This window comes from Dehalococcoidia bacterium, assembly GCA_022449765.1.
Lineage (GTDB): Bacteria > Chloroflexota > Dehalococcoidia > Lucifugimonadales > Australimonadaceae > UBA2963.
Genome location: JAKUPZ010000007.1, coordinates 70,886 through 95,297 on the forward strand (window position 1 = coordinate 70,886; position 24,412 = coordinate 95,297).

A 24,412-nucleotide genomic window follows, 5' to 3' on the forward strand; every position below is an offset into this window, starting at 1 on the left:
CCTTAGTTAATGGAGACAATGAATTTTCCAAAATGCTCAGATTTTTCCATTTCCTCGTGCGCGTCTTTCAACTCTTCTAACCCAATAAGTTTGTGAATATGCGTACTTATATTACCCTTGCTTGCTTCATGAACAATATTTTTCAATTCTTCCATTGATCCCATAAACGTTCCAAACAATTTCAGCTGTTTACTAAAGAGCTGGCCTAAATGAATTTGCGATTGGTAGCCTGCAGTTACGCCGCATATTCCAAATCGTCCGCCTCGTGCTAATGACGCATAAGCGTCTTCAAAAAATAAAGCTCCTGTGCTATCGACAACTAGATCTGCACCTTTTCCGTTAGTAATTTCCAGGATGCGTTCTTTTATATTTTCCGTTTTGTAGTTAATTGCATGATCTGCACCAAGCGCTAGTGATTTACCAATTTTTTCTTCACTACTGGTAACAGCAATGCAATCAGCGCCTACGACCCCTTTAATTATTTGAATAGCCGCAGTTCCAACACCACTAGATGAGGACAGAACTACTGCGGTCTCTGATTTTTGCAGCTGCCCCTCCCGGATAATTATCCCCCAAGTTGGAAGATATACAGTAGGAAGACCAGCAGCTTGCTCAAAAGATAATGAATCTGGTATAGGAATCACATTTTCTGCGCAAGATGCAACGTACTCGGCATTTGATCCGGCTCTAGTAGTCCCAAGTATTTGCTTTCCGCAGTGAGGGTTGACTACTACTCGTTGGCCTACAGAAAGATGCGAGACGCCCATGCCAATCTCTACTATCTCCCCTGAGCATTCCCCTCCTAAAATATGGGGCATTGATTCGTCAGGTAGTTTCGTGCCTCTAGTTCCAGCACGCGAGTATAATTCCAGCCTATTTAATCCCGTAGCGTGAACTTTCAGTATTACTTCGCCTGCTTTTAAAGTTGGGTATGGCTGCTCACCCACCTCAATTACTTCGGGATCTCCGTGTGTTCGAATAAAAGCTGCCTTCAATTTAGTGATTCCTCCAATTTAGTAAGAACAAACAAAACAGCGTCACGTTTATTTAGGATAATCCGATCGATCATCGCACAACGCAATTCACGTTGCATCATTCCAATTTCAGGGCCAGGTTTTAATCCAAGCTCGATTAGCTCCGCACCAGATAATGGCATACGTAAAAGATTGCCGGCTAGGTATCGATCCAAATTCCTCGCTACCATTGGATTGGATGTCGTGCTTGCAATAACCAAAATGGCCTCCCTGTCAGTTGCTAGTAGCATTGAATACAAGTGATTAGCATCAAGAGGCGCCGTAAAAATTGACTCAATTTTTTTTAAGTAATTTATGTCGTCCAGAATTTTAGCTTGTTTTTTCGTTACACCCAAACGTTTTTTTAAGTTTAGAATTTCTTTTTCGGGCAAGACTGAGCCCAGCACTCCCAGTAAAACATTGCCTTTGCACCCACGTTGGATGGATTGTATTAAAGGGTTTTTAAGAAGTGATGTTTTAAATAAAGGGTTTACGTGAGAAAGAATTTCTAAGCGAGTTGCTTCCATCAGTATCTCTACAGAATTTTCCTCATGTAAAATTAATTCTATTTCTCGGCGAAGTCGTGCGGCAGAAATACCGGCTATGAATGGGGAGCTTTGATTGATTAGTCCTAGAGTTTGATTTTCAATATCAAAACCAAGGCGTATTTGGTAGCGAACAGCCCGGAACAACCTAGTAGGGTCATCTAGAAAAGAGCTGGGATGCAGAATTCTAATTAATCGATTATTGATGTCTTGCTGCCCATAATTTTTATCAACAAGTATCCCGAAATTATCTGGATGTAATGAAACAGCCATTGAATTAATTGAAAAATCTCTACGAATCAAATCTTCTTCTAAACTGCCCCAAGAGATTACCGGGAGCGCTCCTGGCTTTGCATAGGTTTCTTTTCGGGTAGTGGCTAGATCTATGATTGTAGAGTCGAACACTAGTTTTTGAGTTTTGAATTGTGATTTTGACTTTATTAGGCCATGGTGCGAAGCGATCAATAACTTTCCTAAATCTTCTGCAGGCGCTTCTGAGGTCAAATCAAAATCATTGATTTGACTACCCAAAATAATATCGCGAACACTGCCACCCACAAGCCATAACCAGATTCCATTATTGGCAGCAGTCATTCCCAAATTACTGAGCAGTTCAAAGTCTTTTTTTTCTAGTGCAGTTTCTAGCTCAATTACAGCCATTTGATGTAGGGTAGCATGCTTTTACTATCGTTAGGGCCTGCAATTAGTGCCGTTTGAAATGTATCGGGGCAATCCTAAATTATCGGGCAAGGCGTTAATTTTCCAATTACCATTTTCCTTCACAAGTTCGATTTCGTGTGTAGATACGTACCTATTACGAGTATTGAACAAAAAAATTCCTGAATTAATTTCTACATATTCAATGGCTACGGTAACGTATGCTTTATTCGGATCCATGGAATTATACTGTTTGTCTTGCGGGTAGCTCAGGCTGAAATTTCTTTCAGAGTCACGATGGTTATTGATGTATCTGAAATCATCAAATGGACAAGATTTTTGATGTACATCAGATAAAAGCTCGTGCGCGCTTTGCAGATCACTAACGTTGCCGGTGTTGAAATATACTATGTAATTTTGAACTACGGAGGAAGGCGAACCTTCTACCAAAGTTGGTAACTGCGAAGGGGAATATTCCTCAACTCCTTTTTCAATGATCAGAAAAATTACGACTATAGTTAATAAGCATAAAATGACTACCATGCTAGCAATTATTTTTGAAAAAGGAGTTTTGAATGTTGGCATTTTCATGGTCTTTAGGGTTTAGATTTTACGGATAAATTGAAATGAGCATACTCCGAGGTTTTTGGAGCGGATGCTGTAATTATTAATGTACTGGGCTGATTGACTGAAAGAGAGAGTTTATTACTCGTATTTAGCGGGAATTTTGAGACATTGTTTTTGCTATCTATGTAAATCAAAGTGAAGCTTTGACGGACGCCTCTACTAGTCATTTTAACAAAGCCATCGGATATCCAGTTTTCATCGGGTTCTTCGAAGTTATCAAAAAAGTCTAATTCCGAAATATTGAGATCGTCTATACACCAGCCGGAGGTGCTTATAGATTCATCGGTAATGTATTCGAATCTGAGCATAATAGTATTTCCTACGTAAGGACTTAAGTCGATGCTTTCATTACGCCATTTCTTTGATTGACCTGTGTAAGAAGGACCAAGTGCAGTGCCTAGAGGATTTTTAATAGACGAACGAGTTGCTTTTTGAACCTCCCAGCTTTGACCTTGGTCATTAGAAACCGTGACATACCCATGATCCCATTCGTTTTCAATATCCCACCAGGATTTGAAATTTAATGTAGCTGTTTTGATATCGCTGAGATCGAAAGTACGCGTAAGCTGAGAATTTATAGAATTCCCTCTATTGCTCCACCAGCATTTTTCGCCACTATGTGGTAACACCGGTAATATTGCTGTAGCTTTTGCACCTTCAAACGTAACCTCAATCTCCCCTTCCGGTTCTAATTTTGCGTACCAAGCTCCCCGTTGTTGTATTGAGCCAGATATTTCCTTGGAAGCGGTAATAGAAACTTGAGGCTTTATTACGTAGGGAAGGTAAGAATATGAGTATTGGGTAGATGGATCATTCAAATAATTTGCTATCAGCCAGTCCTGGAAAATTTTTTCAAAAGTTTGATCTGACCCTAATAATTTTAAAGTGCTATCAATGCCTTCAGGTCCATTTAGTGGGTTTGATACTAATGTTGCAATTCCTGAAGTTTGTAATGATTCATATAAATAACCAGCAAAAAGCGAAGCAGCAGCATAATTCGGGAGCGATTTGCCTGGCGATGATGGCCAATTGGTGATTGAAACCTGAGGATTGTTGAGGAATGTTGAAAATGGTAGGGCTTGGTAGTTGAGTTTTCTTGCAGCTAATTCTGATAAACCTTCCTGAATCCAAGCTTCTTCATTTTTATCAAGATGCCAGTGCAACAGGTGCTGCAGTTCGTGAGTTAATGTTCCCAAATAGCTAGAGTCTGTTAAATCTGCTGGCTCACTCAAGTAGATTGCCATCCTTAAATTACTATGGCGATTGATAGATTGCGGGAGTGCGTCGGATGGTGAAAAGTAGCCTCCTAGACCTGGGAACGAACCGTGAACAATTGCAATTTTCCCTGGAAGTTTCAATTCAGGCGCAAAAAGGCTAATGGTTTTTGGCCAAATAATTTTTTCGAATTCATCAATAGCTTGTTTAATCTCAGGTAGTTTTTTATTTGAAGTGATAGGAAAATACCAAATTGCATTATCACTTGAATAAGCAACTTTGGCTTCAAATTCAAAATAATTTGGGGTTTGTATATTCAGTCCCCAAAAATTTCGAGTCGATCCCACGGGCTCATTGCTAAATAGTAGCTCTTCGCTTGGAGGGGGCACTGAAATATTTTTCAATCTTTTTGTAATCGCATAAACATCAGAGGGACTTGCATTTGGGATTGAGAGTAGAGGGCTGCCAATAACTTTTATTTCTGCAGAACCTACATCGTCTGCATTACTTGGTTCATTTGTTAGGACTGTACTGTCATCTGAACATGCGCTAAATAGAAGGAATGCAAAAAGAGTTAAGGCAGGAATGTAGAATTTCAATTGAACTTATTCATTGCGTAATCGATGCCGTATTTTACCCATGCTAAAGTAGCTTCATAGGCATCTTCAAGTGCTTTCTCAAGCACGGTTACTTCTTCAGATTCAAATTTACTGAGGACATGGTCAATAGTGTCATTCTTTGGCCTTCCAATTCCGATTCGAAGGCGCGGGAAATTACCTGTTCCCAAAGTGTTTGATATTGAATTCAATCCGTTATGTCCGCCAGAGCCACCGGATGGTCTCATTCGAATTTGACCTACGGGAAGGTCCATGTCATCGAAGATAATTAGGCAAGAGCTAGCAGGTATGCGGTACCTATCCATTAAATACTTGACAGCCTGGCCTGAATGATTAACAAATGTACGAGGCTTCGCGACCGTTAGGTCTTTGTTTTCAAATACACCTTCGCCAATCACTGTAGTTTTCTTTTTGATGTCGAATTTAATCTTATTTCTATCTGCAAAAAGCTCTGCAAACATGAAACCTACATTGTGCCTAGTCAGTTTATATTTCTCCCCCGGATTCCCTAAGCCAACGACAACCATTGGCTTTTTCCGGGCTGGATTTAAATGTACTTTGAATATTTGCCCCAAGTCTCCAACTATTTTTTCCAACATATGACTAGTGTAAGCCTTGCCTGTCCAAATTTTGTAGTTCTGCAAATGAAATAATTGAGACATTCAATTTTTCAGCATCAGAAAGCTTTGACCCCGCGTCTTCTCCTGCGACAACAAAATTTGTCTTACTACTTACCGAACTGCTTACCGAACCTCCTCGATTTTTAATGTATTGCTCAAGTTCAGATCGGGTATAGCCCTCTATTCGCCCAGTTACGACAAAGCGTAGGCCTATGAAGGAGCTTACGTATTCCTCAAGATTTTCATTTTCTGTAAAATTAACCCCTGCTGAGCGGAGTTTTTCGATGATTGCTAAGTTTTCAGAATTTTGGAAATACTCGACTAACGCTGCGCCTACGATACTGCCAATTCCGGGGATAGCCTCAAAATTTTCAAGAGAAACTTGCGCAATTGTATCGACACTCTTGAACTGCTTTGCTAAAAGCTCGGAAGTTTCAGACCCGACATGTAATATCCCAAGTCCGGATATTAGAGAAGACAATGGCCTTTGTTTGCTTTTCTCAATTGCGCTTAAAAGATTTGTTACGGATTTTTCACCCATGCGCTCGACATTTAGAAGTTGCTCTCGGTCTAAAAAATATAGATCAGGGAATTCACTAATGAGATCCAGATCTAGAAGAAGCTTAACTAGTTTTTCTCCTAATCCTTCTATGTCCATTGCAGATTTAGACACAAAGTGTTTAATTTTTTCGAATTTTTGACTGGGACATGAAGCATTGCTGCATCGATGAGCAGCTTCTCCTTCAATTTTCGATACTAGAGAAGAACAAGATGGGCATAGCCCGGGCATTTCAAAAGGAATTTCTGCACCGGTGCGGCTTCCTGCTACCGGACCAATTACTTGCGGAATAACTTCCCCCGCTCTTTCAATAATTACCTGGTCTCCGATTCTGATATCTTTTCGCAAAATATCTTCTTCATTGTGAAGCGTTGCGTGTTGTATCACTACGCCACCAAGCTGCACCGGCTCGAGAACCGCAAATGGATTGAGATTCCCCGTCCTACCAACGTTAATTCCTATCTCAACCAATTTAGTAATCGCTTGTTCCGAAGGGAATTTGTAAGCGACTGCCCATCTTGGCTCCCGGCTGATAAACCCCAAAAGCCTTTGGTACTCGAGAGAATTTACTTTGACGACGATTCCATCAGTCTGGTAATTCTCATTATTTCGATTCCCAATCCAACGCTGATGATATTTTGTGACACTATCTAAATTTGTGACCAATTCAATCAAAGGATTTATCCGGAATCCTAAGGACCGAAGCCACTGCATTATTTCCCAATGTGTATCGGGTGCTGCTTGTCCATCGACTGAACCCAATTGGTATACCCATATCGATAAATGGCGCTCTGAGGTTGTTTTAGGATCTAGTTGGCGTAATGACCCTGCAGCCGCATTTCTTGGATTAGCAAAGGGCGCTTGCCCTTCAGCAAGCCTTTCATTATTAAATTTTTCAAATGCATCTAGTGGATAATAAATTTCCCCTCTTACCTCTAGGCGTGGCGGAGGGTTTGGGGATTGAAGGGATAAGGGAATTGATCTAATCGTTCTAACGTTCGAGGTAACGTCTTCACCTTTATTACCATCCCCACGAGTAGCGCCTTGGACAAGTAGACCATTTTCATAGGTTAATGATATCGCTAGGCCGTCAATTTTAGGTTCACAGATCATTTCGAAATTTGAAAACTGAAGACGAGTAGCTGCACGGTTATGCCAAGCTATAAATTCGTTAACGTTGAAAACATTTCCCAAACTTAGCATTGGGCTCCGGTGCTGGATCTCCAGGAATTCGGGAGACGGCGCCCCTCCCACTCTTTGAGTAGGTGAATCCGCAGCTTTTAACCCTGGTATATTTTCTTCGAGATCTACTAATTGACGAAAAATCCTGTCGTATTCAAAATCCGAAATCACAGGATCGTCTAGAACGTAGTACCGATAATTGTGAAAATGAAGTTTTTCTTTTAGGGAATTTGCTAAATTTGAATTCTCTTCATCTGCCATGACTACCTCAAATCGTTTTGAAGTATATGCATTCTTTTAAGTTAAGTATCAATTTGTGGTTACTCTAATTAATTAATTCAACTCGCCTCAATCTACTCAGCAATGGTAAATATCACATCCTGTTTACCCCAGTGAATAAGTAATATTTAACAGATAGAGAATTAATGATGCGGGCACGTGCACCTAAACCTTAAATTAGATCTACTCAGTTCATTTATGTTGGTGCATCCCATAAGTTTCATGTCTCTTTCTAAAGCAGTTTTATATAGCCCTAAAGCTCTCTCAACCCCTGCTTGACCAGCTGCTCCGAGTGCATACAAATATAATCTTCCACCTGCTACAGCTTTTGCGCCCATTGATAAAGCCTTTATCATATGAGTTGATCTCTGTATGCCTCCTTCACAAATAACGTCTATTTTGTCTCCTACTGCGTCAACTATTTCGCCTAGTTGATCAAAATTTGATCTTTGGCCATCCAATTGCCTTCCACCATGATTGGAGACAATGATCCCAGAACAACCTATATCTACAGCTCTTTTCGCATCTTCTACGCTCATTACTCCCTTCAGAGCAAAATGCCCTCCCCAGTCAGAAGCAAGCTTTTCCGCATCATTCCAATTCATCGATTGATCAAGCATAGTGGAAAAATAACTTCCTATAGACGTTGATACGTTATTTAGTTCAGATACACTGCCTTTCAATAATGGGAGTTCAAATTTTTCACGGAATAGATAATTCAGTCCCCAATTTGGTTTAGATAGAAAGCTAAGAAAACTAGCCCATGTTAACTGGGGCGGAGATTTGAATCCGGTCCGAAGATCTCGCTCTCTGCTACCTGCAGTTATTGTGTCGACTGTAAGCGCTAGTACATCAAAATTCGAAGCCTTTACTCTATCGAGCACCGCGTCATTTATTCCATGATCCTTGTGAAAGTAAAACTGGAACATCTTAGGGGTTTCAACTTGATCAATTTCCTCTATCGCTACAGTGCCGATAGTGGAAAGCCCAAACATCGTGTTGAATTTAGCAGCTGCTTTTGCTACGGCTCTTTCGCCGTCGTGATGGAAAAGCCTTTGCAGAGCGGTAGGTGAACAATAAAAAGGCAAGTCCATTTTTTTCCCGAATATAGTAGTCGATAAGTCTATATTCTCTACGCCGCGTAACACATTCGGGACTAATTCGACGTCATTGTAGGAACTGGTGTTTCTTTGGTACGTTATTTCGTCTTCAGCAGCACCATCTATATAATGAAATATAGGAGACGGCAATTTCTTTTTGGCAAGTTTTCTGAAATCGTGGAAATTATGGCAATCTTTCAATTTCATGACTTTTACTCCTTTTGGCAAGGGTGCCTGCCACTCAATTTGTGGTAGCTCAGATTAATTAATTCAGCCCGCGATCTTCCTTCATCAGTTGGGCAACGTTTCGTCCCATACGTACAGAATAATTTGTCCCTCGATCCTCTGGGTATATTTGTGTTGTATTAGCCAAGTAAAGATCCTTAAAAGGTGTGCGGTGGCTGGGTATGCTTTCTGTATAACCTTTGGTAACAATTGGTTGGGCAGCATCTACTTTGTGGTAGTAGTAATTAGTAACCCAGGATTCTCTGAAGTTAGGATTAATTTTTTGAAGATGAGGGATATATTCTTGGTAAAGCTCTTCAGGGGACAATTTGTACATTGGGTCGTCTTGCTCAAGGTAATTTGTTAAATAAACGATGTGTGCGCCATTGTAATATTCTGCAGGTATGAAATTAGTATGTTCAATTATTCCTAAGAAGGGTAATTCACGATCGCCTACGTAAGTCCAATAATGAGGGGTTAATGCCCTGTCTAACTCTAGAATCACTAAGACTGCAGATAGATAGGTTTTATCAGTTAACTTGCTTAGGTAATCTTCAGGAATATGTTCTAGAATTTTTGGTAATACAAAAGAAGGAACAGTAGCTAGCACTTGATCATAACTATGGAAGGATGGGGACTCTCCTTCCGAAGCAACCTCTAGACCTGATACACGATTGTCCTCGATTACTATTTTTTTTACATATTTTGATAGATGAATTTTACCTTTGCTGTCTTCAATTCGTTTAGCCAGGGTATCAAAAATTTCGCCAAAAGAACCCGAAGGATAGGCAAGTTGTTCTTTTAATTTACCTGCGATTCCTTTTCCTCTGGAAGCAGTGCGCAGAGCAAATTTATTCCAAAGCCAAGCCATGGTGATTTGGTCGTAATAGCGGCCAAATTTACCTCTTAGCATTGGTTCGAAAATTGCATAGTAAATATTCGAACCTGCATTTTTTAATAACCATTCCGAGGCAGTTGTTTTTTCGAGGCTCTTCCATTCTTTCCTACGTTGAAGCATTAAAGTTAAAAGACCTAATTTGACTCTATCCCATAAAGGGATTGGCCTGAAGGCCAATAGGTCAAATGGAGATGTGAATTTCCATAATTTCCCTTTAGTAAAATAACCAACGTTTGAGTCTATCCATTTCAACTTATGCGAAAGCCCCAGCTCAGTAACTAAGCCAATCATTGATTGATCACTTGTGAACAAGTGATGATACCCTCTTTCAACAGGGACACCATTAATCAAGAACGTAGACGCTTGTCCTCCTAGGAATGGAGCACTTTCATATACGTCTACGTGACATCCCTCAGAAACAAGATCATAAGCTGCCGCAAGGCCTGCAGCTCCTGCTCCAATTATTCCTACCCGATAGGTTTCGGGAAGATCATTCACGCGGATCTCCAGTTAGTTGTTTTAGTGAAAGGCTTGCGTAAACCATATACGCGATACCAACGATTATAACGGGTAAAAGTAAAGATAAGTGCAATATGATTACATACGCGGATGCCACACCATTGCTCACTCCAAGGTAAACTAATGCAATTGTTCCAAAGACCTCAAATGGTCCTATCGAACCTTGCGAGGAAGGGATTGAGGTAGCTAAATTGGAAACTGATACAACAATAAGCATTGCTAGGGAATATTGCCAAATATTGGGGAAGAAGTTATCGATTCCAAATCCGTATCCTATGATTAGGTACATATAAGCTTCTGCCATCCATACAGGTACGGATAATAAAAATACCCAAAACAACCTATCCGGTTTATTCATTCCTTTAAATCCGTTAATAAAACGTGTAATCAACGGGCTTAAAGTGGATTCAAATTTTCTTGGAAGCTTCATTAGAAATTTTCGCGTTATAGATAGAAAGATATTGGGCTTAATTGCAATAAAAATAATTAACGCAAAGACAAGTACGAATGGAGAGACAACTATTGCAATAATCGATTGTGGATGTAGATTTGCAGTTTCAGATAATTTTGAAACGAGTGGAGAAAGAGGCAAGAATAAACCCCCAACGAAAAGAAATAGTATAAGAGTCAGCCCGTCAAATACCCTCTCAACAAGAACAGTAGCTAATCCGGTAGCAGAAGAAATTTTTTCTCGCGTTGCTAAGTAATAACTCCTGACGAATTCGCCAGCCCGCAAGGGCAAAATGTTATTTGCTAAATAACCTACAAGTAATACGGGATAAAGTCTCGCGGTAGTAGTTGATCCGAAAGGAGAGAGCAGATATTTCCATCGAATACTTCGGAAATATAGAGAGATAAAATATACGCATATGCCTGGAAATACATAAAAGTAATTAGCGTCGCGTAAGGACTGAATCATTTCCTTGTAGTCGATTTGAGAGATTAAAATAACCAGAAAAATAGTACTGATTATTAGTCCGATCCAATACCTACGAGACATCATTTTGAATTAACCCTACCTTTGTGCAAGAAAGATAGTATAACTAGAAAGTACGCCTATTGCCTTTTTGTGCACGAAGTGACGTCGTCAGTTAGCTGGTCAGCAATATAAATAATTCCATTCGAGCGCTGCATACTACTGCCCATTTCTCTCCTGACCTGATAATCGTATATGGTTTGCCATCCCTGTGACGAGACTGCACCATCAAGGATTTTGGGGAGAGTGAGTTGCTCATATGCATAATTAGGAAACCACCAGAGATGGTGGAGCTCCCCTGTTCTACGGTACGCACCTAAAGAATTCACATGATTATTTTCTGAAGCTTTGCTCATCATTATGATTTGATATTCAGGCAGTTCTTTAATAGGGCCTTGATTTAATGGCCTGTAATCTACGTTATTAAAATCCCGCAAATACCATCTCCACTGCCAAGCAAAATTATCGGATTCATCTACAAGAATTCTTATGTCATCTTCGGACATAAGCTTGATTCGATTTAGGCATTTTGCAGCATATGATGTTTCTTGCCCTGTCTGGGAGTAAACAAGCAATTCTCTGGGTTTTTCCATGTTGTCATAGGAATAGCTTGCTCTGACTGAACTGGCTCCAATGCCAAACGCCCAAACGCAAATAAATGAAATAGCAAGTATGGGCAGTGCTGAATATAAGCTTGGCCAATTATTGGTCGCATTTTTCCATTGAAAAATAAGGACAACGGAGTAGATCAGAGCTATGGCTCCAATCAAAATTCCGATGTAATAAATTTCAACTGAAAAAGGTTTGGAGGGAAGAATTACGTACAGGATAATAATTGGACTTGCAATGAATAGCAAAAGCCATACTAAATATATTCTAACCCGCATATAGAGACTCATTGCTTGGTGCATTAATTTATCGATTACTATTCCAGACACTATCACGAGGGGAAGTGTGATACCGGTCAGTAGCCAAGGCATTTTTTCACCTGCGATGGTGAAAAGTATTAATGTCATAGCTGCCCAAAAAATAATTATTAGATTGAAATTTGTTCGGTGCTTTAACAAGAGATAGATAGAACCAATAGTCGCTAGGACTATTGCAAGTGACTCGTAAACCATTAGGCCTAGTAGGTAGTAGTACCAAGGCTGGCTAGCACGTTCTACTGCTTGTTGTGCTATCCAGTAACCAAGCGATCCCCATACGCCTGTGAATAAGCCCTGCCAATTAGTAAAAAAGCTTGTGAATAGAATTAGCCATATAAATGCAAAGCTGCCTGCAAGTATAGGCCATCGTTTCCTATCCCAAAGTAGCCCTATCGCTACCGACAGTATCAGTAAGACTAAAAATATAAATGCGGCAATGTATAGACTACCCCCTACTGGTGCTCCAGTTACAGCATTTGATCTAATTATTTCTCCTGCAATTACTCTAGGGTCATTCGGGTCTGGGTTTACAAGTATTACACCCAAAGCGGACTGAATAGTTCCTGCAATTGGCGCCCATAAAGGTAGTGAACATGTTCCTAGGACAATTAATAAATCGCCAGATGGACCAATATCTGAGAGAAATCGATTGCCTTTTATCCATTGCCATAATGCTTTTGAAGTCTGAAAAATCAGTATTAAACCAATAGTACCTGCAAGTAAAAAAGCTGATTCTTTGGTGGAATAGGCTAAAGCCCATATTATCGCCCATGCAAAAAGTAAGCTGAATTTAGGAGATCTTTGGTATTTAATCATTATGATAATTAGAGCTAGAGCCCAAACTGCCATATAGATATCGTTTCGCATAAATCTACTGAAGTACAAAAATGATGGAGATATAAGCAGGTAAATTGACGCGAAAATTGCACCGTATTTTCCAATCTCATTACGTAAGAAATAGGGCATTCCTATTAAAAATATCCCAAAAAGTGCGGGAAGAAAGCGGGCAGTAAAGTCATTTGAACCGAAAACAAAAAAGCTAGCCGCTCCACCATGGAACAAAAAAGGACCGTGAGTTAGAGGAGTATGCGAATAGCCCATACCTTGGGAGTACATCCATGAATACCATGCATGGAGAATTTCATCGTAATGAAGAGACCGTCCGCTTAGATCCCAAAGCCTTGTAATTATGGCAATTGTAATTATGGCAACATAAGTCCACCCAACGAAAGTTCTTGGAGGACGTATGCTCTTGAAAGAATCCCATAGCCTAAGGGAAAAATATTTTGCTGATGACCAATATTCTATTGCTCTTAAAATAAATTGCATTTAATTAATCCAGCTTATACATCAACAAATCAGTTCCTTCAAAAACCACACTACCAAATTCTTTGAATTTTTCCTTACCTTTTGTACCGTAGATTTCAAGCTCGCTTTTACTGATGACTACGTAATCAATCCCATACTTAGAAATTAGAATTTTCGCAGCAGAGGGGTCAGTGGTAGTGTAAATTTCACGTATGTCATCCTGCCGTTCTTCAAGGAGAGAATGATTGGTTCGCCACTGTTGTTCGTGCCCCTCCCACCCTAGGACCGTAGGTCTACCTGTGGCTGAGGCTACTCTTCCCAAGCGCGGGTCCCAATCGTTGCAGCCGGATTGGCTGGCTGTACAGGGCACTAATGACCCCTGGAGTACGATAGAATTTCGATTAGTATGTTGATTGACCCATTTGATTAATTCGTATTCTTCAGGTGCAGTCTTACTAACGTACGATAAGCCATTGAGCGTGAAATAATCATGATTTTGAGTGCGGGTAGAGATACCAGCAAATGAGTAATAACTTAGCCCTCCAAATATAACTACTAGTACAAGGAGCCAAGCAGTTAGCCCAGTTCGTCCTGTTAGTGTGCGTTTGTCCCATTTTGTGGATACATACCAAAGTCCAACTCCTCCAATGACAGAAAGTAATATCCACGATTGATAATAAAGCTTGAATACAGTATTAAATCTTTTTAATTCGCCTCCAAAAATGTCTACAACATGGAATAATTCTGCTCCCATAATTAACGAGATTGATATGGAAAAAATCAGGAAAATTGGGACAAAACCGTTCCAGCGAGTTAATGCTTCTCGACCAAAACGACCATGCCTCATATGTTCACTGTCTTTATGTGCAAGGGACCATGCAGAATAAAACCCGATTGCCATTAGTATGGCAATCGGCAATACTACGAGGAGACGATCTATTGCTAGCAATTCACCTCCAAGTCCTCTTTCATTACTTATAATCCCATTCCATATAAGTCCCCCAATAATCACCAGACTACCGACAATGAATGTGAAACGAGGATTATAGGCAAACAGAGCTTCATCAGCTCGAGGCAGTCGATAGCCTATTTGATGCAAGCCAAAAAGTAGCAGAATTACAGTAAATAGAGGGATACCGTATATAGGTTGTAACCAGAGCATTATGGGAGCTAGTGATGCTACTAAAATGACCCCTAATCTTATTGGACTCCAGGTTTCTCGACTGAGGGAATGCCGAAGGAGCAATACGAACATTGGTAATATTAAAAAAGCAGAAATGCCCCAGATCAAAAAAAGATGTAAAGGTCTTGTAAGTAAATCGCTTAATGGTGCAATCCCTTTCGCCGAACTTTCAAAATTCATTAAAAATGGCGAGCTAACAACGTAGCTTGAAAATAGTAATAACCCTATAGCCGAAAGTGCTCTTGAAAGCCTCCATGGTCCGCCAATTTTCCCAGCAGGGGCCCATTTATCTAATGACCTTTGGAAAAAATATACTGCGCCTTGGCCTTGTCCAGGCGCACCTGCAGAAGCATATCCATTCGCAATTGCTACGCTTGTACCCAAGGTTGCATTGGTACTTGTATCACTTGCAGATAGCTCAGCATGCGCACTCCAAAAACCATTTTTAGATAACTCATATACGAAAAGTTTCCCTGATCTAGAAGATGGATTACTTTCATTATTAGCGCCTACGACGATAAATGTGTTATCAATAGCTACAGATTCACCAAACGATTCTGAAGGCTTTGATGGGTATAAAATTTGACTTACTACCCAATTAGTTTTTTGCTTTTTAAGCACTGCAACAGAACCAATGCCAGCAACAACTACGTGATCGTCGTTCATCGCAATGCTGCCACCTAATTGCCTGATACCCATTTCGGAAGAGCTAAATTGCTGAGAAAGGCTCCATCGTGTGCGAGCCATGCGGTAAATTCGTAGCACTCCGCTAGATGGCGTAGTAAGACCAACAGCAAGGTAATTATTATGCACTGACACTTTTACGGCCTGTTCAGAATTATTAGTTTCGATAGGAAAACTTTCGAATATTACCCAGCCTTTTTCTGTTTCATTAAATAGATAAACCTTTTCTTCCGAACCAACCGCAATTACGCCTGAATCGGCAGATACTGAACACCCGAATTTGGTTGCTTTGCTATTTTGCGAAGGCCTTAGAGTGGCCTTGTGGATCCATTTTTCTTTTGACTTTTTGTAGACCCTTACTATCCCAGTTTTGCTTGCTTCAGAACAGCCAACTGCAATAAGGCTCTCACTGATGGCTAGGGCGTCGCCAAAGCCTGAATGTGTACCAAGCTCCTCTGCTGTAAGTTTCTGGTTAAATTTCCACCCTTTTTCAGAAAAATTGAAGATTCTCACACAGGGCATAGGGGAATTATTTTGGGGCCCAGTAGTGGAACTAATTAGTAATGAATTCTCGTTCATTACTATGGCCTTACCCAACTGAAGTCGCCTTTCATTCCTAGCCGCATTAAGGAGTATTGAACTTGCAATGAGAGCAAGGGCCACCGGAAAATCCCATAGATTCGTCACTATTAATGAACCGAGACTGATTGAGGTTATAAGCAAGAGTGGCCACAGGGATTTAAATGCACTTAAATGCAGCAAACCTTGCTGAAGGTATATTTGTATCGATAATGAGGTAGCTAATAATAAAAATGCTAATGACATCAAATGAGGATGCATATCACCCAGCAAAAAACTAAATGCTGGAAACTCGGTTATTGCTCCAGGTATTGCTCTTGAAGCTCGCCACCACCACCATGCCGAGTCCGTAGGGAACCAATTATTAGACGGCTCTGATTGAGTGAGGCCTGCAATTGCTATCGATGACCAAAAATTAGAATCCCCCCCACCAGATGCTCGAAACAGCTCAAGTACTCCTACAAGATTACTTGCGAGTAGCGCTAGGAAAACTGTTGTGATGCCTGCAAATATTCCGGATTCCCGCGATCCCCTACAAAGCAAAACTAAATTGTACGTAAGTCCAAATGCTGTTACTGCGGTCATTGCAGCGAACATGGCCAGCCCCAGATTATAGGCGACCCATGTTTCAATCCCTGTAAGTAAAGTAATAGAACCTACAAAAACATAGCCGAGGTAATAGTATGAAACATGTTCGCCAGAAAGCCAGGAATCAATGGGTGGAAAATGTTCACTTGCAACCACTGAGCTTAGGAACATTAGATCCATTGGCTGCTCTGTGTGGGATATGTCTGGAATCGATGCTCGAAGCAGTGCCATTCCACAGAAAATGGTAATGAATAAGAGTTCAATGGAAATAATCAGACTTAGGTTAGCCTTGGTAGTACTCCATATTTCCTTGTAATCCTTTCCTGCTGCAATCCAAGATACAAAAGCGAGAATTGCTATTGCAATTAAAACAGCTAAGCGAGAAACGGTAACAATTTGAGAAAGGCCTATCAGCCAAACGCTGAAGCCTACAATGAGTAGGCCAATGACTTTGGTGAAGGCATAGCCTCTATCGGGCATTCGACTGAACACCCTAAATGACAGTGGGATACTCATTGCAGATATTAGCTGTAACAATCCCAGCCAGAGGATAGCACTAAGCATGGTCTGGTACCCTGTCTTTAATTTTCATCAAATAATCCGTCGATAAAATTGTTTCTATCGAATATAGATAAATCATTCACTTGTTCGCCAGTCCCCACTAAGGCGACTGGAATTCCTAGTTGATCATTGATAGCAATAACAATACCGCCTTTTGCCGTACTATCTAATTTAGTTAAAAAGATGGCATTAATGTCTACGATGCGCTGAAAACTTCTAGCTTGTTCTAATCCATTTTGGCCAGTTGTGGCGTCCAATACGAGTAATATTTGATGAGGAGCATCGGATGAAATTCTTCCAAATACGCGATTTATTTTAGAGAGTTCATCCATAAGATGATTCTTATTATGCAACCTACCAGCGGTATCATAAATTAATACGTCAGCTTGCCGTGCAATGGCTGCGTTATAGGCATCAAACGCTATGGCGCCTGGATCAGAACCTTGCTGATGTGCAACAACGTCTAGGTTTAATCTTTCACCCCATACCTTTAACTGGTCTATAGCCGCTGCTCGGAAAGTATCTCCTGCCCCTAATGTTATATTCTTCCCCATTCTTTGGTAGTACGCAGCAAGCTTTGCTACGCTGGTGGTTTTGCCAACGCCATTTACACCTACAACCATAATGACTAAAGGTTTTGGGCAAGACGGATCTGTGAAAAATTCTTCGAGGTATGGTTCTTGGTACGGATTCATAAGGCATAATAATTCAGATTTTAGTAGCCCCATGATTTCCATGGAGGTATCGATATTTTGTTTCTGGGCTGAAGTTTTTATTTTTGCAATTAACTTAGCTGTAGTTTCTATTCCCGTGTCGGCAGAAATAAGTAAATCTTCCAAATCTTGCCATAAAGATTCATCAATTTTAGTGCTTGGCTGAAAAAGGTAAGACAAATTATGGCCCAAATCTTTACGAGTCTTTGATAGAGCCTTAAAAATATTTTCTTTGCTTTCGAATAATGAAAAAGCCAATATTAGGATTCCTAATGAATGCTTTGCTAATGTCTTGGATGGATGCTACCAGCGACCAGCAAATATCCACAATAATTTTATTGGAGTTCTGAATTTTGATTTCTAAGTATCGCTAAGGCGGATTCAGCGGCTTGCTGCTCTGCGGTGCTTTTCTTAGGAGCAATGCCTTCAGCAACAAATTTGTTAGCTATAAGGATCTGTATTACAAAAAGTTTTGATCGAGAGACTTGTTTTGCATTAACCACCTGATAAACCGGAAGGGGTAACCCTTTTTTTTGTAAGAATTCCTGCAGCGCGCTTTTGGGGTCGTTTAATGATTTATTTGAAGCAATTAATTTTATCTGATCATCCAATAAATGTAATATGAATTTAGCTGCAGTTTTTTCACCACGATCAAGTAATATTGCACCTACTAAGGATTCAAACACTGCCGCAAGGTTGGAGGGTCTATTGCGCCCCCCACTTGCTACTTCTCCCTGACCAAGCTGCATATACTTTCCAAGATTTAATGCTTGAGCTAAAGACTGCAAATTAGAACCTCGTACAAGCAAAGCTCTGGCTTTAGTTAATTGTCCTTCGGGGAAATTGGGGTACCGTTTGTAAGTTTCTTGTGCGACAACCCATCCTAGGAACGAGTCCCCTAAGAATTCGAGTCTTTCATAACTTCCTAATCTTGATCTTGGCTCTTCGTTTAGGATGGAAGGGTGGCGCATTGCCTGAGCGAGAAGCTCAACGCAATTGAATTTAATCCCTAACTTATCTTGCAATTCACTTAAGGAGTGGTTACTTGGAGTGCTGTGATTAATCAAAGACTCCTTTAGGCCATGGAGGCTGCGGCCGCTTTACTTCTCCCAAGAAAGGCGCACTTTTTAACAGTGTTATTAAAGAGTTGAATGCAGCGAGGGCCTCTTCATTTGTGTTTGGTTTGATCATTTTGACAAATGCAGAACCTCCCTCTTTGAGAATAAAAGTCGGAGTACCAAAGACGCCAAGGGATTGAGTTGCTTCTATGTGAGAGGCTTTTATTTCTTCTAAAGTAGAACGATCCTCTAAGTCTTCAGAAAATTTGATGATATCTAGCCCACATTCCTGCGCTATGTTTTTGAGTATGGATTTATCTGAGAGTGATACTCTGTCCACATGACGCGCAGTTAGTAGTCTTGGAAGGAATTCATTAAGGTACTCTTCACCTTGACGACGTGCGGCTTGTCCAGCGCGTAATCCCCAGAGACTTTCATCTAAATTTTCATCATCTTCATTCCAGGCTTCGTAATCAGGCCCGATTTTTTGGTTAACTTGCGCTAATGAGAAAGGACGCCATGTAGCCTGTAGGGGAATTTCTCCTCCTAGTGCTTCTTTTACTTGATTCAGCCAAACCACTGAATTAAATACAAATGGTCACCTAAAATCAAAATATATATCCGCTTTAATGGTTACCATAAATCCCTCCTCTAAATTCTAAAGAACTAAAAAACCCTTCGCCTTGAGTCATATTGAGTATAATCATATATATAGTGATAGGAGTTTGCATGGTTGATTTTTACCCATTTAGAGCTATTAGATATGGATCCAATGCTGGCTTAATGCCTGATTTGATTTGCCCTCCATATGATGTGATATCAAAAAATGACGAGAAAGAGTTACTTCTTAAAAATATTAACAATATGGTACGGCTAGAGCTGTGCGAAATTGATGGCTCACCTGATGAAAACCGTTATACAAACGCCGCGGCCTCTTTTCAAGAAATGCTTGCGAGTAACGTCCTGATAAAAGATGAAAAAGCATCTTACTATTTGCTTCGCCAAAAATTTTCAATTCAGGGGCAGGCTCAAGAGAGAATCGCAATTATAGGAGCACTTAGATTAGAAGAGTTAGGAGAAGGTGTTTTACCGCATGAAAACACAGCATCTGGTCCTAAAGAAGATAGACTGGCATTGATGCACGCTACAAGTGCAAACTTCAGCCCTTTAATGATGCTTTATCAAGACCCTCAGAAAGTGATTTCACTGCTCATTAAAGACATTGTTCTCCACGATCCAATCTACGATTTTGTAGCCGATAATATGGGCTATACAGTTTGGGCCATTTCTGATCCAGAAAAGATTCAAGTAATAGAAGAAGCTTTGAAGATGCAGCATGTATATGTTGCTGATGGCCATCATCGCTATGAAACTGCTTTAAGCTACGCTAAATCTTCCTTTGGCGATCAAGATCATCCTTCAAACTTTGTACTATGTGCATTAATCGACTTTGAGGACAAGGGGCTTGAAATTCTTCCTTATTACCGAGTGCTGCATGGCTTAGATGAATCGCAGATGCAGAAAATACAAGAGGTGTTACGTTTTTATTTTGTGTCTAGGCCAATAAATGTTGCTGATTACTCCGCATCATCTATAGATGCGATAGTTGCAACTATGGGTCAGACCCAGGTAGTACTTGGGGCTATCCGGAAAGATGAAACACCGGAATTGCTTACACCTGCTAATGATATTATCCCCGAACCTGACTCTGAAGCCCCTCCTAGTACTCAAGTGAGATCAGTTGAGGCATTCGTAATTCAAGAAATGATTTTGAAGCCAGTCTTAGGTGAGGACTTTGCGAAGCATATTATGTACGTTCATGATGGAGAAGATGCGATAGAATTGATTAACAGTGGGGTAGGGCAATTAGCTTTTTTTGTTAAAGGTTTGCCTGCCGACGTTTTTCGATCAGTAGTCCAGGCTGGTATTCGACTTCCTCGTAAAAGTACGTATTTTTACCCTAAATTACCGAGCGGACTTGCGATAAATTCTTTGTCGGAGCAGCCTTAATCAGCGTTCTTTACAGATTTTCGCCATTTAGAGTCAGCAGTGCTATTCATAAAAACTTTATGGATAGCCGGTGAACCGGCGAGAATATGCCCGCTGTGTGGGTGGATCTTTTCACCATTAAGATCGGTTACTAACCCGCCTGCTTCTTGGACGAAAATGATTGCGGCTGCAATATCCCATGGTTGAACGTAATGATGCGCATAAAGATCTAATCTTGCGCATCCTGAGTAAGTAATTCCTAAAGCTGCAGATCCCATCATGCGAACTGATTGAAATTGTGGCCAGAGTTCATTAATTGCAGAAAGTAAAAAGTTACCTTGTTCTGGGTTATAGCCCATATCGAAACCAAGAAGTGCTTCAGATAGATTACCTTCCTCGGACGCAAATACATCAATCCCATTTACCTTTGCGCCTCCTCCGTTTACAGCCGTAAACGTTTCGTTTCTTATAGGGTCAATTAAAACACCAAGTATCGGGGCATGTTTTTGCCAAAGACCTACACTTACACAAGTGTGGGGTAATCCGCTCGCAAAATTCCTAGTACCATCAATTGGATCTATATACCATTGAAAAGGCGAAGAAATAGAACCTTGTACTCCTGATTCTTCTGCGATGATTCCATGTTCAGGGTATTCTGATTCAAGGATTTCAATAATGGCTTTTTCAGCCTCACCGTCTACTTCTGTTACTCGGTCATTCCACCCATTTTTTGTTGTGAGGCCCAGCTTGATTTTTGAGTCGCGTTCGAAAGTATCAAGTATCCGAAGTCGTATTATTTGGGCAGCAGCTTCAGCGCATTTGATGGCGACTTCAAGTTGATTTTTGCCGCTAGCTGAACTTTGAGTGAGTAAGTTCCCCATTCTTATGCAAGGCCTAATTTTTCATATACTTCTTCGATAGTAACTTGTGCGATTTTTCGTGCTCGCTGTGCACCTGCTTCAAGAATTTCCTTGATTGCATTAGGGTTTTCTTCCAATTTAGATCTTCGCTCACGAAATTCTTTATAAAATGAGTTTATTCCATCTGCCAAATCTTGTTTATCAGCGACACAACCTATGCCTGCGGAAGTACACAATTCATGGATATTTTCAATTTTGTTTGGATTAAAGATCTTTTGAAGAGAAAATACATTACAAACTTCAGGCCTTCCTGGCTCAGAAAGTCGTATTCGCTGAGGGTCAGTGACCATTGAAAGGACTTTTTCTCGGGTTTGCTCTTCGGACGAAGCTAATTCAATATGGTTATCCAAGCTTTTACTCATTTTGGATTGGCCATCAGTACCGTAGATCATAGGAGACTCCGTAAGTAGAGGTTGAGGCTCAGGGAACGTATCACCATATAATCGATTGAAACGCCTTACTATTTCACGTGAAATTTCAATATGCGGAACTTGATCAATACCTACAGGGACTTTGTTGGCCTTGTAAATAATTACGTCTGCGGTTTGCAATACAGGGTACCCTACAAGCCCATATGGAAGGTGTTCTTCATCTTCACCAAGCTGGCGGACGCGTTCTTTGAAAGTTGGCACTCGGAGCAACCATCCCAAAGGTGTGCTCATACTCAAAAGGCTACTTAATATTAAATGCTCTGGTACTTGAGACTGTACAAATAAAACACACTTATCTGGATTAAGACCTGCAGCAAGCCAATCAAGTACCATTTCATGCGTGTCATTAGAAATAGTAGAAACTTGCTCACTTCCAGCAAGTGTGGTTAATGCATGTATGTCTGCAACCATATACATACATTCATATTCATTTTGCAGATGCACCCAGTTTTTTAATGCGCCAAAATAATTCCCCAGATGCAATTTACCTGAAGGACGCATACCAGACAGAATTCTATTTTCTGTCATGAAATCTCCTTTTAGTTAAATGAGGCAATTTCTACTAATCATCGGGTGATTTTTGTAAATCACGTTCGTCGATAACTCTTTGCGCCTTGAATTGTGTTCTTTCTAATTCACCAGGGCTTTTCAATTGGGCATTCGCTCTTATCCCTAATGTAGTAGAGAGATTCAATTCTAATTCATTTTTTATTTTAATAATTTTTTCTTGCGAGTAATTGGAATCCATGACTTCTGCAAGAACAGTTAGTTCATCCATCGCCCTTTCCCTTGAGACTATCATCCTGAATTCGCCAGTGAGATTACTAATGGATCTGACAACATTCTCTACTGCACTGGGGTATACATTTTCGCCTCTTACGGTGACCATATCGTCAACACGCCCATAGATTCCATATGGAAGGCTAGGGTAAGTCCGCCCGCAGCTACAGGGATCATCGCGCCAAAGCGCGAGATCTCCCGACCAGAATCTAATTAAAGGTTGAGAGGTTCGTTCTAAATGCGTATAGACAGGAACACCTTCAGTGCCATAAGGGCAAACCTCGGTTGTTATCGGGTCCACTAATTGCGTAAATACCATGTCTTGCCAAAGGTGCATACCTGTCGAATGCCTACATCCACCATTACTCATCCAAGGCGTCATTTCTCCGGTAGAACCACTATCAATAATTACAGCGTCGTAATTATTGATCAACGCCTGGCGAGTAGAAGTAATTGAAGCTCCTGGCTCGCCTGAAAACATTAAAATTTTAAACCCAAATTCTTTTGGGTCGACTCCTTCTTCGCGTGCAGTTTCAGCTAGATATAAAGCAAAAGAGGGGGTGCCATAAAAAACAGAAGGTTTGACTTTTTGGCACCATCGTACAGCCATTCTAGTTTGACCAGGTGCTCCAGCACCAAAAGGAAAGCATTTCGCTCCGATTCGCTCGGCTCCTACTAGCATTCCCCATGAGCCCATGTAAAGGCTAAAAGGAGAAGCTATAAAAACGGTATCCGAAGGTCGTATTCCAGCTCCCCATTCTACGCGTGCGTGAGCTTCACCAATTCTTTTCCAGTCATCGTTACTAATTGCTATAACTGTTGGTATGCCCGTGGTTCCCGATGAACCATGTACTCTCAGTATATTGTCCCATCTGTCACATATATTGCTTCCGAACGGAGGATTTTCGATTAGGTCTTTGCGGAGATCTTCTTTTGTAATGATCGGGATTCTTTTTATATCATCGATGGTTTTTAATTGAGAGGGATCGAAACCAGCCTCACCCCAAACCTTTTGATAAAAACCTGAGTATTCATAAGCCCATTCAACTTGATTTTTTAATTTAATCGCAATGAGTTTTTCACGTTCCCCTGGATCCATAGTTTCAATTTCTTCGTTCCAATATTCAGTGTTATTTGATGGAACATATGTAGGATCGTATATTGGTGGCCATTGATGACTCATAGCTACTCTCGTCTTTTTAAATTCTCGTTTATAAATGATTCAATATCTTTTAGACTCGAACCAACAGGGAATACACCATCTACTCCAATTTCCTTGAGAGGATCAATATCTGTGTCTGCAACTGTTCCTCCCAGTAAAACAAGCGTCTCTCCGGCCATTTCTCTTTCATTAATAACTTTCATAAGCTTGCCCATCAAAGTTTTATGAGCTCCTGATAATAGTGAGATTCCAATGACGTCAACATTTTCCTTTTGAGCTTTATCTACAACTTGTTAAGGGGTTACCCTCATGCCCATATAGATGACTTCCATGCCAGCGTGTTCTAACGCCTTGGCAATTACCTTGATGCCCCGATCGTGTCCATCGAGCCCAAGCTTAGCCAAGAGAATAATTATGGGAATCAAATCGTCCAAAGCTAAAAAACACCCGGGTCCACAAGCTCGCCAAATACTTCTCATAAGTCAAGCAATAATTCAC

The 24,412-nt window shown here is 40.6% G+C and carries 18 protein-coding genes and 1 pseudogene; 1 reads left to right on the top strand and 18 read right to left on the bottom strand.

Features of this window, described 5'->3' with window-relative positions:
* Positions 1-2: 2 nt before the first annotated feature.
* The 14 genes from MK127_04640 to MK127_04705 form a co-directional block, all read right to left on the bottom strand.
* The gene (locus tag MK127_04640; protein MCH2532079.1) at positions 3-995 is read right to left on the bottom strand and encodes a zinc-binding dehydrogenase; all 993 of its coding nucleotides are present in this window, start codon (positions 993-995) and stop codon (positions 3-5) included.
* A complete protein-coding gene (locus MK127_04645; protein MCH2532080.1) occupies positions 992-2,218 on the bottom strand; it encodes a hypothetical protein in 1,227 nt (408 codons plus the stop codon). The genes MK127_04640 and MK127_04645 overlap by 4 nt, the downstream gene beginning before the upstream one ends.
* Positions 2,219-2,248: 30 nt before the next feature.
* Entirely contained in the window at positions 2,249-2,800 is a 552-nt protein-coding gene (locus MK127_04650; GenBank protein MCH2532081.1) for a hypothetical protein, read from the bottom strand.
* A gap of 11 nt (positions 2,801-2,811) precedes the next feature.
* Positions 2,812-4,656 (bottom strand): immune inhibitor A, encoded by a 1,845-nt coding sequence (locus MK127_04655; protein MCH2532082.1) that lies wholly within the window; start codon positions 4,654-4,656, stop codon positions 2,812-2,814.
* Complete coding sequence (gene pth, locus MK127_04660; GenBank protein MCH2532083.1) at positions 4,653-5,273, bottom strand: aminoacyl-tRNA hydrolase; 621 nt, start codon at positions 5,271-5,273, stop codon at positions 4,653-4,655. Before pth ends, MK127_04655 begins: the two co-directional genes overlap by 4 nt.
* Before the next feature lie 4 nt (positions 5,274-5,277).
* Complete coding sequence (ligA, locus tag MK127_04665) at positions 5,278-7,296, bottom strand: NAD-dependent DNA ligase LigA (protein ID MCH2532084.1); 2,019 nt, start codon at positions 7,294-7,296, stop codon at positions 5,278-5,280.
* 161 nt (positions 7,297-7,457) lie between these two features.
* A complete protein-coding gene (locus MK127_04670) occupies positions 7,458-8,621 on the bottom strand; it encodes an alpha-hydroxy-acid oxidizing protein (GenBank protein MCH2532085.1) in 1,164 nt (387 codons plus the stop codon).
* A 58-nt stretch (positions 8,622-8,679) separates the two neighbouring features.
* Entirely contained in the window at positions 8,680-10,035 is a 1,356-nt protein-coding gene (locus MK127_04675; protein ID MCH2532086.1) for an NAD(P)/FAD-dependent oxidoreductase, read from the bottom strand.
* The gene (locus MK127_04680; GenBank protein ID MCH2532087.1) at positions 10,028-11,056 is read right to left on the bottom strand and encodes a flippase-like domain-containing protein; all 1,029 of its coding nucleotides are present in this window, start codon (positions 11,054-11,056) and stop codon (positions 10,028-10,030) included. The genes MK127_04675 and MK127_04680 overlap by 8 nt, the downstream gene beginning before the upstream one ends.
* A 56-nt stretch (positions 11,057-11,112) precedes the next feature.
* Positions 11,113-13,287 (bottom strand): TIGR03663 family protein, encoded by a 2,175-nt coding sequence (locus MK127_04685; protein MCH2532088.1) that lies wholly within the window; start codon positions 13,285-13,287, stop codon positions 11,113-11,115.
* Between the two features lie 4 nt (positions 13,288-13,291).
* Entirely contained in the window at positions 13,292-16,780 is a 3,489-nt protein-coding gene (locus MK127_04690; protein MCH2532089.1) for a DUF2298 domain-containing protein, read from the bottom strand.
* Between the two features lie 101 nt (positions 16,781-16,881).
* Positions 16,882-17,832, bottom strand: coding sequence for a signal recognition particle-docking protein FtsY (ftsY, locus tag MK127_04695; protein MCH2532090.1), 951 nt, complete (start codon positions 17,830-17,832; stop codon positions 16,882-16,884).
* A gap of 77 nt (positions 17,833-17,909) precedes the next feature.
* Positions 17,910-18,641 carry a ribonuclease III gene (rnc, locus tag MK127_04700; protein MCH2532091.1) on the bottom strand — a complete coding sequence of 244 codons (732 nt, stop codon included), beginning with the start codon at positions 18,639-18,641 and terminating at the stop codon, positions 17,910-17,912.
* On the bottom strand, positions 18,634-19,212 hold the full coding sequence (locus MK127_04705) for a DsbA family protein (protein ID MCH2532092.1): 579 nt from the start codon (positions 19,210-19,212) through the stop codon (positions 18,634-18,636). Before MK127_04705 ends, rnc begins: the two co-directional genes overlap by 8 nt.
* 149 nt (positions 19,213-19,361) lie before the next feature.
* Between MK127_04705 and MK127_04710 the strand changes: the two genes are divergently transcribed.
* Positions 19,362-20,642 (top strand): DUF1015 domain-containing protein, encoded by a 1,281-nt coding sequence (locus tag MK127_04710; GenBank protein MCH2532093.1) that lies wholly within the window; start codon positions 19,362-19,364, stop codon positions 20,640-20,642.
* Here the strand turns inward: MK127_04710 and MK127_04715 are convergent.
* The 4 genes and pseudogenes from MK127_04715 to MK127_04730 all read right to left on the bottom strand — a co-directional run bounded on the left by MK127_04715 (position 20,639) and on the right by MK127_04730 (position 24,393).
* On the bottom strand, positions 20,639-21,502 hold the full coding sequence (locus tag MK127_04715; protein MCH2532094.1) for an inositol monophosphatase: 864 nt from the start codon (positions 21,500-21,502) through the stop codon (positions 20,639-20,641). The two genes, MK127_04710 and MK127_04715, sit on opposite strands and share 4 nt — an antisense overlap.
* A 2-nt stretch (positions 21,503-21,504) precedes the next feature.
* Positions 21,505-22,500 (bottom strand): tryptophan--tRNA ligase, encoded by a 996-nt coding sequence (gene trpS / locus MK127_04720; protein MCH2532095.1) that lies wholly within the window; start codon positions 22,498-22,500, stop codon positions 21,505-21,507.
* A 34-nt stretch (positions 22,501-22,534) separates the two neighbouring features.
* Positions 22,535-23,935: a phenylacetate--CoA ligase family protein gene (locus MK127_04725; protein ID MCH2532096.1), complete on the bottom strand. Its 1,401-nt coding sequence runs from the start codon at positions 23,933-23,935 to the stop codon at positions 22,535-22,537.
* A gap of 2 nt (positions 23,936-23,937) precedes the next feature.
* A pseudogene (locus tag MK127_04730) lies at positions 23,938-24,393 on the bottom strand (cobalamin-dependent protein).
* Positions 24,394-24,412 lie beyond the last annotated feature (19 nt).